General features: G+C 47.1%; 18 protein-coding genes and 1 riboswitch. Of the genes, 15 read left to right on the top strand and 3 right to left on the bottom strand.

The features are described 5' to 3' along the window. Positions 1-274: 274 nt before the first annotated feature. Positions 275-385: riboswitch (SAM riboswitch) on the top strand. A gap of 124 nt (positions 386-509) precedes the next feature. The 8 genes from DMO16_RS12925 (at position 510) to DMO16_RS12890 (ending at position 8,242) form a co-directional block, all read left to right on the top strand. Beyond that, complete coding sequence (locus DMO16_RS12925) at positions 510-1,625, top strand: sugar ABC transporter substrate-binding protein (RefSeq protein ID WP_129477870.1); 1,116 nt, start codon at positions 510-512, stop codon at positions 1,623-1,625. Between the two features lie 64 nt (positions 1,626-1,689). Beyond that, complete coding sequence (locus DMO16_RS12920) at positions 1,690-3,189, top strand: sugar ABC transporter ATP-binding protein (protein WP_241840561.1); 1,500 nt, start codon at positions 1,690-1,692, stop codon at positions 3,187-3,189. Further along, positions 3,190-4,194, top strand: a complete 1,005-nt coding sequence (locus DMO16_RS12915) for an ABC transporter permease (protein ID WP_129477868.1) — start codon at positions 3,190-3,192, stop codon at positions 4,192-4,194. Positions 4,195-4,345: 151 nt separating this feature from the next. Next, on the top strand, positions 4,346-5,701 hold the full coding sequence (locus DMO16_RS12910) for an FAD-dependent oxidoreductase (RefSeq protein ID WP_061974535.1): 1,356 nt from the start codon (positions 4,346-4,348) through the stop codon (positions 5,699-5,701). A 98-nt stretch (positions 5,702-5,799) separates the two neighbouring features. Further along, positions 5,800-6,276, top strand: coding sequence for a DinB family protein (locus DMO16_RS12905; protein ID WP_129477866.1), 477 nt, complete (start codon positions 5,800-5,802; stop codon positions 6,274-6,276). Positions 6,277-6,292: 16 nt separating this feature from the next. Next, complete coding sequence (locus DMO16_RS12900; protein WP_129477864.1) at positions 6,293-7,354, top strand: SDR family oxidoreductase; 1,062 nt, start codon at positions 6,293-6,295, stop codon at positions 7,352-7,354. Positions 7,355-7,363: 9 nt separating this feature from the next. Further along, the gene (locus DMO16_RS12895) at positions 7,364-7,858 is read left to right on the top strand and encodes a DUF4442 domain-containing protein (RefSeq protein WP_129477862.1); all 495 of its coding nucleotides are present in this window, start codon (positions 7,364-7,366) and stop codon (positions 7,856-7,858) included. 12 nt (positions 7,859-7,870) lie between these two features. Further along, positions 7,871-8,242: an SCP2 sterol-binding domain-containing protein gene (locus DMO16_RS12890; protein ID WP_129477859.1), complete on the top strand. Its 372-nt coding sequence runs from the start codon at positions 7,871-7,873 to the stop codon at positions 8,240-8,242. Between the two features lie 197 nt (positions 8,243-8,439). Here the strand turns inward: DMO16_RS12890 and DMO16_RS12885 are convergent, their stop codons facing one another. Next, positions 8,440-9,462: an NAD-dependent epimerase/dehydratase family protein gene (locus DMO16_RS12885; protein WP_206738101.1), complete on the bottom strand. Its 1,023-nt coding sequence runs from the start codon at positions 9,460-9,462 to the stop codon at positions 8,440-8,442. 190 nt (positions 9,463-9,652) lie between these two features. Here DMO16_RS12885 and DMO16_RS12880 point away from each other — a divergent pair, with 190 nt between their 5' ends. The 3 genes from DMO16_RS12880 to DMO16_RS12870 all read left to right on the top strand — a co-directional run bounded on the left by DMO16_RS12880 (position 9,653) and on the right by DMO16_RS12870 (position 11,202). Then, a complete protein-coding gene (locus DMO16_RS12880; RefSeq protein WP_129477855.1) occupies positions 9,653-10,063 on the top strand; it encodes a hypothetical protein in 411 nt (136 codons plus the stop codon). Between the two features lie 134 nt (positions 10,064-10,197). Beyond that, positions 10,198-10,752, top strand: coding sequence for a M15 family metallopeptidase (locus tag DMO16_RS12875; protein WP_129477853.1), 555 nt, complete (start codon positions 10,198-10,200; stop codon positions 10,750-10,752). Between the two features lie 15 nt (positions 10,753-10,767). After that, positions 10,768-11,202: an SRPBCC domain-containing protein gene (locus tag DMO16_RS12870; protein ID WP_061974518.1), complete on the top strand. Its 435-nt coding sequence runs from the start codon at positions 10,768-10,770 to the stop codon at positions 11,200-11,202. A 53-nt stretch (positions 11,203-11,255) separates the two neighbouring features. On the opposite strand, the gene DMO16_RS12865 is transcribed toward DMO16_RS12870, so the two are convergent. Next, a complete protein-coding gene (locus DMO16_RS12865; protein WP_061974516.1) occupies positions 11,256-11,900 on the bottom strand; it encodes an SDR family oxidoreductase in 645 nt (214 codons plus the stop codon). 249 nt (positions 11,901-12,149) lie between these two features. On the opposite strand from DMO16_RS12865, the gene DMO16_RS12860 reads away from it, so the two are divergent. The 4 genes from DMO16_RS12860 to DMO16_RS12845 all read left to right on the top strand — a co-directional run bounded on the left by DMO16_RS12860 (position 12,150) and on the right by DMO16_RS12845 (position 15,358). Continuing rightward, entirely contained in the window at positions 12,150-12,803 is a 654-nt protein-coding gene (locus DMO16_RS12860; protein ID WP_164988914.1) for an SIMPL domain-containing protein, read from the top strand. 78 nt (positions 12,804-12,881) lie between these two features. Continuing rightward, positions 12,882-13,808: an ABC transporter ATP-binding protein gene (locus DMO16_RS12855; protein WP_241840560.1), complete on the top strand. Its 927-nt coding sequence runs from the start codon at positions 12,882-12,884 to the stop codon at positions 13,806-13,808. Then, entirely contained in the window at positions 13,805-14,905 is a 1,101-nt protein-coding gene (locus DMO16_RS12850) for an ABC transporter permease (RefSeq protein ID WP_129477847.1), read from the top strand. Before DMO16_RS12855 ends, DMO16_RS12850 begins: the two co-directional genes overlap by 4 nt. 18 nt (positions 14,906-14,923) lie before the next feature. Then, on the top strand, positions 14,924-15,358 hold the full coding sequence (locus tag DMO16_RS12845; protein ID WP_129477845.1) for a DUF6526 family protein: 435 nt from the start codon (positions 14,924-14,926) through the stop codon (positions 15,356-15,358). Positions 15,359-15,553: 195 nt separating this feature from the next. On the opposite strand, the gene DMO16_RS12840 is transcribed toward DMO16_RS12845, so the two are convergent. Further along, positions 15,554-16,852 carry a CitMHS family transporter gene (locus DMO16_RS12840; protein ID WP_061974506.1) on the bottom strand — a complete coding sequence of 433 codons (1,299 nt, stop codon included), beginning with the start codon at positions 16,850-16,852 and terminating at the stop codon, positions 15,554-15,556. Positions 16,853-16,903 lie beyond the last annotated feature (51 nt).

Raw genomic sequence — 16,903 nt, 5'->3', positions numbered from 1 at the left:
GAATGGCCAGGTGTTTGCGCCAGAGGTACAGAATGTCGTGGTTTTTGGCGGGGATATTTCTTGATGGATCCGTAGCAGCGTTGAATAAAAGCGCTGTTTTTTTATTCCCATATTATGGGGTGATATAATCATAGATGAAAGCGAGCATACTCAAACGGAAATCAGCCACTAAAAGCAACGAAGGTTTTTAAAATAACCTTTTAAAAATATATTGACTTTCCTCTCTCCGCCGATTAAAGTTATAACTATATTTTTAACTAACTCAATATTCAATCTCTTATCAAGAGTGGCAGAGGGACTGGCCCTATGACGCCCGGCAACCGTTCCATTTATGGAATTGGTGCTAAATCCTGCAAAACAGCTATGCTGTTTTGAAAGATGAGAGAGGACGAATCCTTGTCTACATAGGCGATGAAACCTCTCTTTCCGGAGAGGTTTTTTTATGTGCTCAGGGGATGGCCCTGCAGCTTTTGAGAAGAGAGAGACATACAGAAAAGGGGATAGGGGAAATGAAGAAGTTTTTAAAAAGCGCAGCAGTCTCTGCGGTCGCACTCTCATTATTGTTAACAGGCTGCTCGTCAGGCAGTAACACGGCATCATCTGAAAAGAAACATGAAAATGTGTCGTTTGATAATGTGCCAAAACGATTCGCCAAGGGGCAGGGTGCCAAAATCAAAGTTATCCGAAAGATCGGTGGAGATGATCATACGGCACAGTTTTTGGCAGGAGCGAAGGCAGAAGGGGAAGCGCTCGGTTTTACCGTTGATATCTATACGGCCAACGGAGATACAGCGAAATTCCACGATGCGATTGCCCAGGCGGCCAATGAGGACTATGACGGCTTCATTATTTCTCATGGAGATGATGCGGCAACAATCAATGATATCCAAAAACTCAGAGAAAAAGGAAAGAGTGTCGTGACTTTTGACTCTAATCCGGACCTCGCGAAGGTGGATGGCGTGACACTTACATCCCAGGACGATGAAGCATTGGCCAAGCTGGCACTGGACAAGCTTGTGAAAGAACAAAAAGGCAAAGCGAACATTGTGTACCTTTGGGTGGACGGATTCCCGCCAATGGTTCGCCGCAATGCTGTTTATAAAGAAACGTTGAAAAAGAACCCTGGCATTAAAGAAGTGGAGCGCTTTGGTGTAGCTTCAGCGGACACCTCCGTTCAAACGCAAAATGCCGTTACCGCCATGCTGAACAAGCATAAAAAGGGAGAGATTGATGCGATCTTTGCGACATGGGATGCATTTGCCATCGGAGCCGCTCGTGCCATTAAGGAAGCGGGCCGAAATGAGATCAAAATTTACGGCATTGATGTCTCCAACGCGGATCTTCAGGAAATCCAAAAGAAGGACAGCCCATGGAAATATACTGCAGCGGTTGATCCAAAGCTGATCGGTGCAGTGGATATGAGAATCCTTGCAAAAAAAATTGCCGGTGAAAAAACACCGCAAAAATATGACCTGGATGCTTCTCTCGTTTCCCAAAGGGATCTTCAAAAATCCTCCGAGGGCGTAAATATGGTTAACCTGTCCAAGGAAATTAAAGGGTGGGGACAATCGGACGCGTTTGAAGAAGATTGGATGGACACGCTGAAAGACCATTACAAAAAATAAACATACAAACACTCTCTTCGGCTAGCAGCAGAGGGTGTTTGCTTTGAATAAAGGAGACCGGCCGATGGCACTGCTCGAGATGAAGAACATAAGTATTGAGTTTCCCGGGGTAAAGGCGCTGAATGAGGTTGATTTTAAAAGTAAAACTGGCCGTGTTCATGCACTGATCGGGGCAAATGGTGCCGGGAAATCAACGCTGATGAAGGTGCTGACGGGTGCCTATACCCATTACACCGGCTCTGTTCAGATTGAAGGAAAGAACGTAGATATATCTTCACCAAAGGACGCACTGAATGAGGGCATCCAAATTGTCCATCAAGAGGTAGACACAGTTCTGGTTCCCTATTTGACGGTGGGGGAGAACATTCTCCTGCATGACCTGGTCAATGAAATGGGAAAAAAGCAGCTCGTGCGCTGGAAAACCCTCCACCAAAAGGCTTCGCATCTTTTGGAGGAAATGAACATACACGTATCCTCCAAAAAGCTCGTCAGCGAGCTGACGCTTGCGCAAAAGCAAATGGTATTGATTGCGCGGGCTGTTTCGGCTAAGTGCCGGTTTCTCATTCTTGATGAACCGACAGCTCCTCTGAGCCATGCAGAAACACGAGAACTGTTCCGGATTGTCCGGGATTTAAAAGCAAAGGATGTTGGCATTATTTTTATCTCTCACCGCTTGCCGGAGATCTTTGACATCTGCGACGACATTACCGTTATGAGGAACGGAGAAAAGGTCGCTGAGGAAGAGATTGTACAAAGCTCCATTAACCGCGTCATTGAGCAGATGCTGGGAAAAGCGCTGGACGAGCAGTTCCCGGCCGTAAATGGCAAGACAGGAGAAACCCTGCTAGAAGTAAAAAGTCTTTTCGATAAGGAGAAAATAAAGGGTTTAAGCCTGACGGCCCGTGCTGGTGAAATTGTAGGGATTGCCGGACTGGTAGGGGCAGGAAAAACCGAACTGTGCAAAACATTGTTCGGAAGCACTCCCATTACCGCGGGGGATGTTCTGCTGAAAGGCAAAAAACTGAAGCTGAAGAGCCCATATCATGCCGTTCGGCAGGGGCTGGCCCTTGTACCTGAGGAACGCCGAAAAGAAGGAATCCTTGTGGAGGAAACGGTAGCTGCGAATTTGTCGGCCGCCAACCTTGCCCAGTTTACAAAAGCGTTCGGTTTTCTCGACCGCCGGGCGGAAAAGAGAAAATCCCTTGAGATCATAAAAACGCTCGGTATCAAAACCCCGTCTGAGAAAAGTAAGGTACAGCATCTGTCGGGCGGGAACCAGCAAAAGATTGCCATTGGCAAATGGCTGCTTGCCGATGCGGAGGTTTATATTTTTGATGAGCCGACCAAGGGCGTTGATGTCGGGGCGAAACGGGATATTTTTGAACTGATTTCGGCCCTCGCCAAAAGGGGGAAAGCTGTCCTTTACGCATCGTCAGAATTTCCGGAAATTCTGGGGATTACAAACCGGGTGTACGTCATGTACGACGGGCGTACAGTAAAAGAGCTGGAAACCGCAAAAACCACCGAGGAAGAGCTATTATTTTACAGTACAGGAGGAAGGTAAATGGAGTTATCAAACCCCATACCCGCCAAAGCAGCTCCCAAAAAGAGGTTTGAGCTGTTTGAGTTTTTTTATAAATACGGAACAATCCTGACCATTCTTGTGTTAATCGGTGTGTTTACGGCTGCACATCCATCATTTTTGCAGGGACAGAACCTGATGAACATTTTACGGTCCATTTCAATCGTGACCATCATCGCGATTGGAATTACCATCTCACTGTCGGTGAACGGGTTTGATTTGTCGGTTGGATCGGTTGCTTCTTTATCCAACGCGATTGTGATTTCTATGTTCGTCTGGTTTTCGCAAAACACGGTGGTTGCGATATTTTCTGCGCTGGCTGCTGCCCTGATTGTAGGGATCATTAACTCGGTACTCATTGTAAAAGTGAAAATTCCCGATATGCTGCTGACACTTGCCACGATGTTTATTGTTCAGGGGATTGCGCTTACTTATACGAAGGGTGCGACAATCTCACAAAACATGGTGATGCCTGACGGAAGCTTTGCGACCGGGAAAATTTCTGAGGCGTTCCAAAAAATCGGCCAGGTACCGTGGATTATTCTGATCATGGCGCTTGCCGTGGTGCTCGTCCATGTGCTTCTCAACTATACAAAGCACGGCCGCTATATGTATGTGATCGGAGGAAATGAGGAGGCAGCGAGGCTTTCGGGTATTCCGGTCAAAAAGTATAAAGTAGCCGCTTACCTCTTGTCGGCACTATTTGCTTCCATTGGGGGAATTGTTCTGGCCTCTAGAGTAATGACAGCGGAAATCAATGCCGGTACGCCTTACCTCATGGACGCGGTAGCGGCCGCTTTCATCGGTTTTTCCGTTTTTGGAGCGGGAAAGCCCAATGCGTTCGGAACGCTCGTTGGCGCGATATTGATTGGCATCCTGCAGAATGGCCTCGTCATGATGTCTGTCCCGTACTATTCCATGGACATTGTGAAAGGGGCAGTACTTGCATTTGCCCTTGCTTTAACCTACTATAAATTGAAAAAATAACAGATGAAGCCGGGAAGTTCTTTTGACCTTCCTGGCTTTTTTAATGGGCTTTTTTGATCTCTTGCAAAAAAATAAGACTGTCTGTCCATTCCTGGCATACCTTATTATAGGGAGTTCTTATCTCCACTAAGCAGGGATAGAGGATAGGATTATGAAAAAACTCAATTTGAAAGGGCTGACGGGGGAAGTGGTCACCCGCTTCTCCCCTCAATATGAAGAAACGAGGCAGGAATGGAACCGTGCCGTGCAAAAGTTCCCTCTCGTTATCGTATATTGCAGCACGGTCGATGATGTCCGGAATGCCATTCTTTGGGCCCGGAAACATGAGGTGAAGATCAGGATTCGTTCAGGCGGTCATCACTATGAGGGCTATTCGGTGGGCAACGGTGTAATCGTCATTGATATCAGCCGGATGGATGGCATTGTTCTTAACAACAATGAACAACTGAAAATACAGGGCGGCGTGAAAAATGAACAGCTTTACGAGTTTGTGGGTTCTCTGGGCTACCCCTTTCCTGGGGGAACGGGTCCAACTGTCGGTGTCAGCGGGTATACCCTTGGCGGCGGTTGGGGATTTTCCAGCCGGTATCTGGGACTCGGATGTGACAGCCTGATCGAACTGGAGCTGGTGGATTATACGGGCAGAATATTAAAGGCAAACCAGCAGGTGAATCCGGACTTGTTCTGGGCATGCCGCGGAGCGGGCGGTGGCAATTTTGGTGTAGTCGTCTCCATGACGTTTGCCCTTCCGGAACCGGTCGAAAACGTTTCTTTCGTCGAAATCTATGCGCCAAAAGCGGATGCAAAGCTGCAGGAGACCTTCCTCAACGCCTGGCAATATTGGCTGGAGGATTTGGACGAGAGAATGACGGCTAATGCCAGCCTCTATAACTCGCTGGAAGAGGGAACGGCTATTTACGGCCGGGGCTTTTTTTACGGACCGCCTGAGGAAGCGGCAAAAGTGATGGAGCCGCTGCTGATCAACGGAAAGATCCAGCTTTTCGTCAGATACCTTCCCTTCATGGAGGCCGTCAGAGCCGTTGACGCCACGTATCCGGAATATGAGCGGTTTAAATCCACAGGAAGATTTGTCTACAGAAAATTCAGCGAGCGGGAAATCCGGAATCTCGTGGGGCTGATTCAGAAGCGGGCGGAAGGCTCCATATTCGCCGGATTGACGGTGTATGCCCTGGGCGGCAAGGTTAGTGACGTCAACCCGTTTGAAACGGCGTTTTTCTACCGCCAGGCGGATTATATTCTCGGCATACAAACGAACTGGGAGGATCCTGGCTTGGAACCCGAAAACATTCAGTGGATGAAAAAACGGTTTCCCTATGTTAAATCCATTACCAAAGGATCATTTGTTAATTTTCCATACAGCCCGTTACGGCATTATGAAAAAGCCTATTTTGGGTGGAATGCGCCACGATTAAAGAAAGTAAATAAAAAATACGACCCGTACAATGTGTTTTCCTTTCCACAGGGAATTAACCGGGCACCCAGATAAATCCAGCCGGACACGCTGGATTTTTTGCTTGGCGTAAAGGGGAAAAGGCTGCAGTATCGAACTTATCTAGTAGATTACTTTGATGGGAGCGATGGATAATGGAACAATACTATACGCATTGGCTGAAGCACCGGACGGTTCTGCACGAGCTTTTGGAAGAGATTGGGCCCCAGCATGTGTTTTTTAAACCATGGAGCGATGGATTTGCCCTGAGCGATTTGGCGGTACATATTGCTGGCTCTACGGATATGTTTCTCGAAACGATAAAAAACGGCCAGTTTGTGTCACCGCGCACACCCCGAGAGTTTCAGACCATGGATGAAGTTCGTGAGATCCTTGATGAATTCACCGAAAAATCAAAGCGCGATTTTCAAGAGCTGCAAACGTCCAATCTGGAAAAAGAGATCGACATCTTTAAATTTACCGCTCCGGGAAGCTACTGGCTTGAAAGCATGATTGACCATGAAATCCATCATAAGGGTCAGTTGTTTACTTACGCGCGTATGACCGGTTCGCAGAAGATGCCATTTTTCAAGCAGCTTCCTCCTCAGGCTGTAAACGATGGAGTCGAGTAACAGGGAGGGATGATGGATGAATGGCTGCTTCATAACCGGCTTTCCCGGCTTTCTGGCTTCAATGCTGCTTAAAGAAATGCTGAAGCTGTACAAAGAATGTGAGTTTGTTCTTCTTGTTCATCCCAGCCAGATTGAAAAAGCAAAAGATCTGGCAGCCAACCGGCCCAACGTCAGGTTGTTTACGGGTGATATTACGAAGGCCGGACTGCGGCTAAGCCCTGAACAAACCGACTGGCTGAAAAACCATATTACGCATGTCTTTCATCTGGCAGCGGTGTATGATTTGGCAGTCCCGGAGCAGATTGCGGCGAACATCAATATTACCGGTACACGGAATATAAATGCTTTTGTAAAGGAACTCCCGCACCTTGCGCGGTATGTTTACTTTAGTACAGCCTACGTTTCAGGGAAAAGGACCGGTCTCATTAAAGAAGATGAATTGGATGCCGCGCAGACATTTAAAAATCACTATGAATCGACCAAGTTTGCTGCAGAAAAGCTGGTGGCGGAGCTTGATGGTGTGCCTTATACCATCATCAGGCCAGGAGTGGTGGTGGGACACTCCAAAACCGGAGAGACCATCAAGTTCGATGGCCCGTATTTTATCATGCGTTTTTTGGACAAGCTGCGGTATGTACCTGTTCCTTATCTGGGAAAGTCCGAAGCGCTATTTAATGTGGTACCCTTTGATTATATTATTGATGCGACTCTCTGCCTTGCAGAGTCGGATGATGCGGTGAACAAGGTGTTCCATCTCACGGATCCTTCACCTTATGAGAGCAGGAAGCTTTACCGCATGATCTGTGAGGAACTGATCGGAAAAGCACCCTCATGGACCTTACCGCCAGCAGTTGTGGAGTTTATGTTATCTTTTTCGTTCTTCCGCCGCTTTTTTAAAGTGGAAAAAGAAGCGCTGGAGTATTTCAGGTGTGCCTGTCAGTACGATGCTGCCAATACCAGTAAGGTGCTGGCGAAAGCAGGCGTCCAATGTCCGGATTTTAAAGATTACGTATCTAGTATGGTTGCCTATTACAAGGAAAACAGAAAGGATCCGGAAAAATTGGTTTACATAAAGTAGGAGGTTGCAATGAAAGAATCCTGGAAAACCCGATGTGTCCGCTATGGCTTTAATTTGTTTCCTGCGTACCGAGGAACAGGAGCAAGGGTGATCTATATTGCTGAAGATTATTCGGAAATTACGATACAGCTTCCTTTAAACTGGCGGACCCGCAACTATGTGGGAACGATTTTTGGAGGAAGCATCTATGGGGCTGTGGATCCGATGTATATGTACATGTTTCTGAAACTGCTCGGGGATGACTATATTGTCTGGGATAAAGCTGCCTCCATTTCCTTCAAAAAGCCCGGGAAGAGTACCCTGTACGCTACATTTAAGATTACCCCGGAGGAAGTAGAAGATGTGAAGCGGCAGCTTAAAAGCAGACACAGTCTTGACCGAATATATGAGGTCGATGTGGTGGATGAAACCGGACTTGTTCACGCGGTGGTGGAGAAAACCATTTATATCCGGAGAAAGGCCAAAGCTAACTCTGAGAACATAGTTTCACTGCAAAAGTCATAAGGAGGCAGGATGATGGCAAAAGCAATGGAAGATTTGACAGTAAAGGAAACGGTAAAAAAGATTGAAGATGTCATTAACGATAACCCGGGTCCCATTGAGGGAGTTCAAGCGGTATATCAGTATGACATCCCTGATGAGGACTATTCGTTCCAGCTGCATTTAAAGGACGGAAAAGCAGAGATAAGGGAAGAGTACACGGAACGCGGAGATTGCACGATCATTATTTCTTATCCAAACTTTAAAAAGATGCTTCTCGGAAAACTGAACGGTACAGCAGCATTTATGATGGGGAAATTGAAGGTCAAAGGCGACATCGGCAAAGCGTTGAAAGTGGAGGCGTTGCTCGGCCAATATAATATGGAAGCGGAGTTTGGGAAGAGCTAAGTTTTACTTTTTGTTTATTTAAAGCGCTTTCTTTACCAAGATAATAAATGATCCCGTCCGTCTCTTCCCTAATCCCTTCTAAGCAAAGGAGAGTCAGGGATTCTTGAATGGGCGTTCGGGTACCGATCTACTAATTTAAAAGGGAATAAGTAGAGTAATAGAAAAAGCAGACGTGGTATGCGTCTGCTTTTTCATATTTAACGTTGAGTTTTCGCATTCCACTTCATGATTTCATCTTCTGCATCATAGTCCAGCGTCAGTTTTTCGGGTGGATGCTGAAGCTCCCATGCGATGGTGCGTTTTAATCCCTCTTCAAACGAAACGGTTTCCTTATATCCCAATTCACGACGTATTTTATCAGAGGTGAAAATCACATGCTGTTCCGTATTTATTCCCCAGCTATAACCCTCAGGAAGCTGATCATCTGGCAGCACAATCACGTCTCCGCTCCAATTCATAAGAGGCGCTAATTTCTCAATCCACTCTTTGGTCGTCCATGCATCTTTTTCACCAACATTGTAAATCTTGCCCGCTGCCTCTGATTTGAGGATGGACTGGACAATGGCCTCTGCCATATTTTCCACATATCCGCGGGTCCAGCGCCAGCCGGCCAGGCTCTTTGCCAGCAGGATATAGGGCCTTTGCTCACTCATTGGCTTAAGAAATGAATACCAGCGGTGCTGATGGTCATTTGGTCCGTAAACCGCAGGCAGTCTCAAGATCGTACCATCGATGCAGGGATGGTCCATAACGGTCCGCTCCACTAGTATTTTGTCATACATGCGTCTTTCTTCGGTTTCCGCAAACGCTCTTTGCGGATAGAGGTTGTGACGCAATTCTCCGTTTTCATCGATCGGAACGGGTTCAGCTTCTCCTGTTTCTGTTCTGTTCACCCGCCCGAACGCCCGGTATACGTCCTGTGAGCTCGCCACAATCACCCGGTTTACAATACCATCGAGCGTTTCAACCAGCTCTTTTGCCTGCAATTCGGTGAGACACATCATATCAAGCACCGCATCAGGATTGATCTCCTGAATTTTGTCTCGATAGGCAGGCAGATTATTTCTGTCTCCCAGCATTCGTGTTACTTCAGGAGGCAGTTCTGCTTCGGTCTCTCCTCTGTGAAATACCGTAACCTTATGGCCAAGATCAACGAACCGTCTAATAATCGCCGGGCCCATGAATCGGGTACCGCCAATGACAAAAACATGCATAATCATTTCTCCTCTCCGTTTGGAATGTTTGAAGAAACCAGTTGTTAACATAAAAATAAAGTTTTACGTAAAGTAATGTTATTACGTTGTTCTTCTTTTGTCAATATTTAACTTGAAAACGGAGACAGCCGTGCTCTTTTGTCTTACTAGTGAATAGAGTACTAGTAATTACTTTTTTGAAGAAGGTAGGACGAGCATGGCAACCATTCAAACCCGGACGCAGTTCAAATTTGCGGCGAATGACAGCACTGTCAGCCGGATCCTGAAAAAGATCGCGAGCCAGCAGATTAACATTACCGCATTTAGCCTCGTAAAGGACAAGTTTAATACAGTCTTTCTGGTTGTTGGACCAAGTGATGCCAACAATCAGAGTGACAACTGCATGGTGCGGAGGATTCTGTCAGCCGGCAATATTCCGTTTTACGAAAAAAATGTAATTCAAATCAATTTTGAAGCCGGCATCCCCGGAGTTTTTAGTAAAATCTATAATGTTCTTTACCGAAAAGTGGGGATAGAGGCCATCTATAACGGTGAAGATAATTCTCTCTACCTGAGTGTCTCAAACATCACACGTGCTATGAGGATTCTGCAAAAAATTCTTTCCTAAACTCCCTGTTTCAGGGGGTTTTTTCGATTGCCGGGAATACTTGGTTTTTTACCAATCCTTAGAGAGATGAACCGGGTTATGGTACGATAGAATAAGAGAGAAACTATTACTCGTGGAAGAGGTTTTTGTAGCGAATGAGCGCATCCAAGAGAAGATCAACGGTGAACAGCTGGATTCTTTTTCTGCTCGTGGTGGGAGCGTGCCTCTTTATCTATTATCAATCGGAAAATGTAAAGGAGAAAAAGAATGTTCCGCATCCAACCAAGCTTCATCCGGTGGTAGAAAAGGATAAAGACGAATTGATCAAAAGAGCAAAGGCTAGAGGGATTTCCATTGTTATTACCGACGGATTCCGGACGTTTGATGAACAGGATAAATTGTATGCAAAAGGCCGCAGTGATAAGGGCGATATTGTAACAACCGTCAGAGGCGGCGAATCGTATCATAATTACGGGCTGGCGATTGACTTTGCGTTAAAGACTGCTAATGGAGACGTGGTCTGGGACATGCAGCGCGACAGCAACCGCAACGGAAAAGCCGACTGGATGGAGGTGGTTGCCATTGCCAAAGATTTGGGATTCAGCTGGGGAGGAGACTGGGAGTTTAAAGATTATCCCCACCTTCAAAAAGACTTTGGCCTCTCCATTGAGAATTTGAAAAATGGCGAACGCCCTCCAGAACAAGAGTAGAGAAAGGGAACCAGAATGAAATCGTTACGAACAGAATGTGTGCTTCCATACCCGGTCGACATGGTATGGGAGGTGATCTCGGATACAGAAAAACACGCGCTGTGGAATCCGCAGATCGTTTCCATCAAAGGGGAGTGCAACAAAGGCAGCTCCTTGTCGGTATGTGTGCGGTCACCAGTTGGAGGAGGCTTGCCTTTTCGTTTTAAAGCAAGCGTAAAAGACTTTGATTCCGGAAAGAAATTGGCCTGGACAGGCGGAGTCCCTGGCATTTTGACAGGGTATCATTATTGGGAGCTCACCGAGTTGGGGGATCAGACCAGAGTGGTCCAGGGAGAGGTGTTTACAGGATTATTTACTTCGGTTTTGTCACAGAAAAGGATCGATTCTATGCTTCCGTCCTATGAATCGGCGAATACGGGGCTCCACAACTATCTGAAAAAGCTATTCTAGTTTTTGTGTCATCAAAAAGGCTGACTCCCATGAAGGGCGTCAGCCTTCTTAATTTATAAATTTTTCAGCGCGTCGCTGATGGACTGCTCTCCAGATGTCAGGTCAAATCCGCGTTTAAAGGTGTTTTCCTCGGTTAATGCCGTGAATATGGTTTGGGCCACATCCTCACGCGGGATGGAACCTCTTTCTAAGTTTTCACCCGCTTTGACTTTTCCTGTACCCGGTTCATTGAGCAGGCCGCCAGGGCGTACAATCGTATAATTGAGCTTGCTTGCTTCCAATGCCTTATCTGCATAGTGCTTGGCCACGTAATAAGGTTTGATTTTTTCGTTCCAGTTTTCCCGGTTATGCGCCTGAAGGGCACTAACCATAACGAAACGCTCCACGCCTGATTGTTCGGCTGCTTCCATTACTTTCACCGCGCCATCCAGATCGACGAGCAAGGTTTTGTCTGACCCTGTGCTTCCGCCTGATCCGGCAGAGAAAATAATGGCATCATGGCCTTTAACGGCGGCTGCGAGATCTTCCACACTGCCCTCAAGGTTGGCGGCAGCGGTTTGGGCGCCGATTTTCTCAAGGTCACCCGCTTGTTCAGGATTTCGAATCATGGCTGTAACCTCATGCTCTGAACTGTCAGCGAGAAGCTTGACCAATTTTTGTCCGATCTGCCCATTTGCTCCTACTAAAAAGACTTTCATGTATACACTCTCCTTTTTCTATAGGATTGACAACTCACCTCAAAGTATTTCAAACGAGTCTGCTTTCTTCAAACTTCCTGCTCATTGGGGCTAAAAGAGCAGGGTCGATTGTCCTGTGGGCTATAAGGAAAGCAGACGTTTGTTCAACGAATTTCTTCTTCTCTTATTTTGCATAATAATTCATCTGTAGTCATTATTCGGCTCCTGCCGCATAAACTGTGGAGTAGTTTGCGGATAGGAGGGATTTCGGTGTATTATGAGCGGCCGGATGCAGCTACAAGAAACACCATCAGAGTGTATGGGGAAGGGACTGCTTATGCCGTGCCGGACCAGACGCAGCTGACGATCGGTGTGATTACTGAAAATAAAGATGTCAGTGCCGCGCAAAAGCAGAACAATGAAGTGATGAACCAGGTGACTCATGGACTGATGACGATGGGCATTCCATCCAAAGACATCCAGACATCGCTCTATCGGATTGATCCGCAATATAGTTATGAAAACGGACTGCAGCACTTAAAAGGCTATCAAGTGAATCATCAGCTTCAGGTCACCGTTCGGGATATAAGGCAAACGGGTGCCGTTATCAATATGGCCGTAAGCCAGGGAGCCAATTCTGTTTCGTCTATCCAATTTATCGTGTCGTCTCAGGATGCCTTTTATAATCAAGCGCTAACGCTGGCCGTTCAAAATGCGCACCAAAAGGCGATGAATATCGCAAGGGATCTGGGTGTCACCATCAACCGCTACCCGGCAAAAGTAACCGAGTTACCCAAAAGTGCACGGCCTGGTCCAGTGCCTTTTCAAGGAGCCATGCTGGCGCATGCGGGACCGGTGCCTATCCAAACCGGTGAAAATGAAATCACAGCAGCCATTGAGGCGGAATTTTTTTATATGTCATAAAAAAGGAATGAGTTAGGCTCTTATTGAAGGGTTACCTAGCTCTTTTTTATGATGGAAGTTAAGAAATGGGGGATGACCTTGAGTTCTCATGAGACGATTATTAAAGCCGAGCATCTGGTGAAGCGATATGGAGACTTTTATGCGGTAAATGGTGTTGACTTTGAGGTACATAGAGGAGAAGTTTTCGGCCTTCTTGGGCCAAATGGAGCGGGGAAGACGACCACGCTTGAAATGCTGGTTGGTCTTCGAAAACCAGACGCGGGAACGGCGTGGATCGGGGAATTCGACATTCGGAAAGACCTGGAACGCATTAAAGAGGTAATCGGTGTGCAGCTGCAGTCCACCACCTTGTTTGAACTCCTGACCGTTGAAGAAATATTAAAAATGTATGCGAGCTTTTATCCGAAGCACATTTCAATTCCTGAACTGATTGAAGACATGATCCTGACGGACAAACGCAAGAGCCGGATCAAGAGCTTATCCGGAGGGCAAAAGCAGAGGCTGGCGATTGCACTCGCTCTTGTGCATGATCCGTGGATCATTTTTCTGGATGAGCCAACGACAGGTCTCGATCCGCAGGCAAGGAGGACATTGTGGGACATTGTATTGAACCTGAAGCAAAAGGGGAAGACGATCATGCTGACGACCCACTATATGGATGAAGCGCATGTCCTGTGTGATCGTATTGCCATCATGGATCAAGGCAAGATGATTGCACTGGATACCCCGGAAAATCTGGTGAAAAATCTTCAGTCGGACAGTGCGGTCGAATTCCGGGTAGATGAGAGTGCTCCTTTTCATTTGGAAGAGATTAAAGGGGTGACACAAATCGGCGGACATAAGGATGTTCAGGTTCTTTACACCGACAACCTTCAGGAAACGTTAACCAGCCTGATTGAGACGGCTTCTGAAAAAGGGTTAAAGCTGACCGATCTGCAGACGCGTACCGCCACATTGGAGGACGTGTTTATTCACATGACAGGAAGGAGTCTTAGAGAAGGATGAAGGCTTATTGGCAGTTAACGCTGGCCCAGCTGCGCATTTTCCTGCGCAACCGGCAGGTATTGTTCTGGACTCTTGCGTTTCCGATCTTCCTGATGGTTATGCTTGGCTCCTTTTTAGGAAATGGAAACGGCATGTCTGTGACGATCGGCTATGTTGACCAGGATCACTCTCCCCAGTCTAAACAGCTTGCGGATATTTTAAAGAAAAACGAGGCGATCTCGCTTGAGAAAACGTCCAGTAAAAAAGACGCGCTCGACCAGCTGAAGCAGGGGGATGTCCAGCTCGTCGTAGAGGTTCCCAAGGGCTATGAAAAGAGAATGAAGAACTCCTCACAGAACGAAAAACCGTTTACACTGCCAGTTTTTTATAATGAAACCGACATGGCCGTTTCCCAGATTGGCCAGCAGCTCGTTTACAATGCAGTGGATGCGGTAAGCAAACAAAAGGCAGATTATAAGCCAGCCGTCGTGATTAATCCAAAAGGCGTAGAGGCGCTCAATCTTCGTTATATCGATTTTCTCGTTCCAGGGATCGTGGCGATGATGATCCTGAGCAACAACATGAACGGAGTGGCAGGCCAGATTGCCTCATGGCGTGAACGGGGCATTTTGCGGAGGATGCAGGGAACCACACTGAAGGCCCACACCTTTATTGCGGCTCAGATTACTGCACGTCTTATGCTGAACGGACTGCAGGCGCTGATTGTCCTGATGGTCGCCCGTCTCGTGTTCGACGTCGAAGTCAGAGGTTCCTGGCTGACCCTTGTGAGCTTTGTTATCCTTGGAACGCTGGCATTTATGGCGATTGGATTCATTATTGCCGGTATCGCAAAAACACCGGAAAGCGCCGGTCCGATCGCAGGCTTTCTGTCGTTTCCGATGCTGTTTTTGGGCGGGGTCTTTTTCCCAATTAAAAACATGCCGGAATTTCTCCAGCCGATCGTTCATATTCTTCCTATAGCCCATCTTACAACAGCCCTGCGGGAGACGATGAATGTAGGCGCGACATTTATGAGTCTCGGTACGGAGGCGCTGGTCCTTGGCGGCTGGATCATTGGTGCCTTTATTGTGGCAAGTCTGACCTTTAAATGGGAATAAGCAGATTAGGAGGCTGACATGGAGAATCAAAGTTATAGAAATCATGCGAGGGTGCATCCTCTGTATCATTATGTACTAACCATCTTTATACTGGGTTCGCTCGGCACGGCGGTTACTTACTTCATTGGTGCATTGATTGAGTGGAGAAACATCAATCTGGCAGTGGTCCTGCTGCTGATGGCCGGATCGCTTGTCATGATTTTTGTTCTTGTTCGGATTTACCCGCTAAAAGCACAGGACCGGGCCATCCGGGCAGAAGAGAACCTGAGGCATTACGTGCTGACCGGCAAACTGCTGGATCAGCGGCTGTCCGCCAGGCAAATCGTCGCACTGCGATTCGCGAGTGATGAAGAACTTCCTGCACTGAGCGCGAAAGCTGCCGAAAACAATTGGAGCACGAAAGAAATCAAGAAGGAAATCACGAATTGGCGGGGAGATTATTATCGAATCTAGTAAAAAAACAGCTCACTGAGCTGTTTTTTGCTGATTTTTGGGTTGAGCAGGCAGGCAAGGGGCCTAGTTGAAAGGCGGTTGAGCCAAATACGAGCCAGTATCGGAAACTTACTGTCCAAACCCATATTATGGTAAACGGCCGATCTTCAATCCAACAAAAAAGGAAAGCCCGCGGGCTTTCCTTTTTATATCCTATTAAAATGGTATGATCGACAGCCCAATGGCCACCAGAATCATCACAAGGGTGGATCCGCACGCCCATTTCAGGAAGCCGCGCTGCAGATCTCCAAAGTCTTCGCCGACCATTCCCACAAGCAAATACGTGGATGGAACGAGCGGACTCAACAGGTGAACCGGCAAGCCCATCAGGGAGGCGCGTCCGATCATGGCAGGGTCGATGCCATATCCAGCAGCAGCCTTGGCAAGGAGCGGAAGCACTCCGTAGTAAAACGCGTCATTGGACATGAAGAAGGTAAATGGTGCACTGATAATGGCGGTAATGATTGCAAAGTGTGATCCCAGGCCATCAGGAATATGTGTAATCATGGAGTTGGCCATCGCATCGACCATCTTTGTTCCTGTTAAAATTCCTGTGAAAATACCGGCTGCGAACACCATGGTGACAACAGACAGTGCATTATCCGCATAGTGTGCGACACGTTCCTTCTGATCTTTTAACTTCGGATAGTTCAGTGTGATAGCGATTGCAAAGCCAACCATAAACAGCACAGTTGTTGGCAGAAGCTCTTTAATCAAGGCAACCAGCAAAAGAATGGTTAGCGCATAGTTGATCACAATAAGCTTTGGGCGTTTAAGCGCAAGAACTTCAGGATCGACAGTGGCTGCCTGCATGGCCATTGTGCTGTAGTCAATCTCTGCCACACCAATTCGTTTCCGTTCTTTTTTACCAAGAACATAGGACATGAACAGCACGAAGATGACGCCGCCGATCATGGAAGGAATGACCGGAGTAAAAATGTCGGACATTTCGAGCTTCAGAGCAGTCATCGCTCTGGCGGTCGGTCCGCCCCATGGAAGCAGGTTCATAACGCCGGAAGCAGATACGGCAATACCGGCCAAAACGAGAGGTCGCATGCCAATTCGCTTATACAGCGGAAGCATGGCGGAAATCGTAATCATATAAGTGGTGGTTCCGTCACCGTCAAGGGAAATCAGGAGAGCAAGAACCGCGGTACCAATCGCAATCTTTACCGGATCGCCTTTAGCAATTTTTAAAATTCGTGAGATGATTGGATCAAATACGCCGGCATCGATCATAATGCCGAAGAAGAGAATGGCAAACAAAATCATGATTCCTGTCGGAGCTACATCTTTTATTCCTTGAAGAGCCATCGGTCCGATATCTTTACCGAAACCGCCAATCAATGCAAAAATAACTGGGATCACCATCAGGGCGATCATGGCAGATAAACGTTTTGTCATAATTAAAAACATGAAAGTAAGGATTAATAAGAAACCTAATAATGCGAGCACGGTCTTCACCTCTTTCGTAAACTAACCACAGTGTAAACGAAATTTTCTGAC

This window comes from Fictibacillus sp. S7 (genome assembly GCF_004127935.1).
GTDB classification, from domain to species: Bacteria; Bacillota; Bacilli; order Bacillales; family Fictibacillaceae; genus Fictibacillus_C; species Fictibacillus_C enclensis.
Note: the sequence above shows the minus strand (reverse complement) of the source record. Positions and strands in the feature narration are given on the sequence as shown.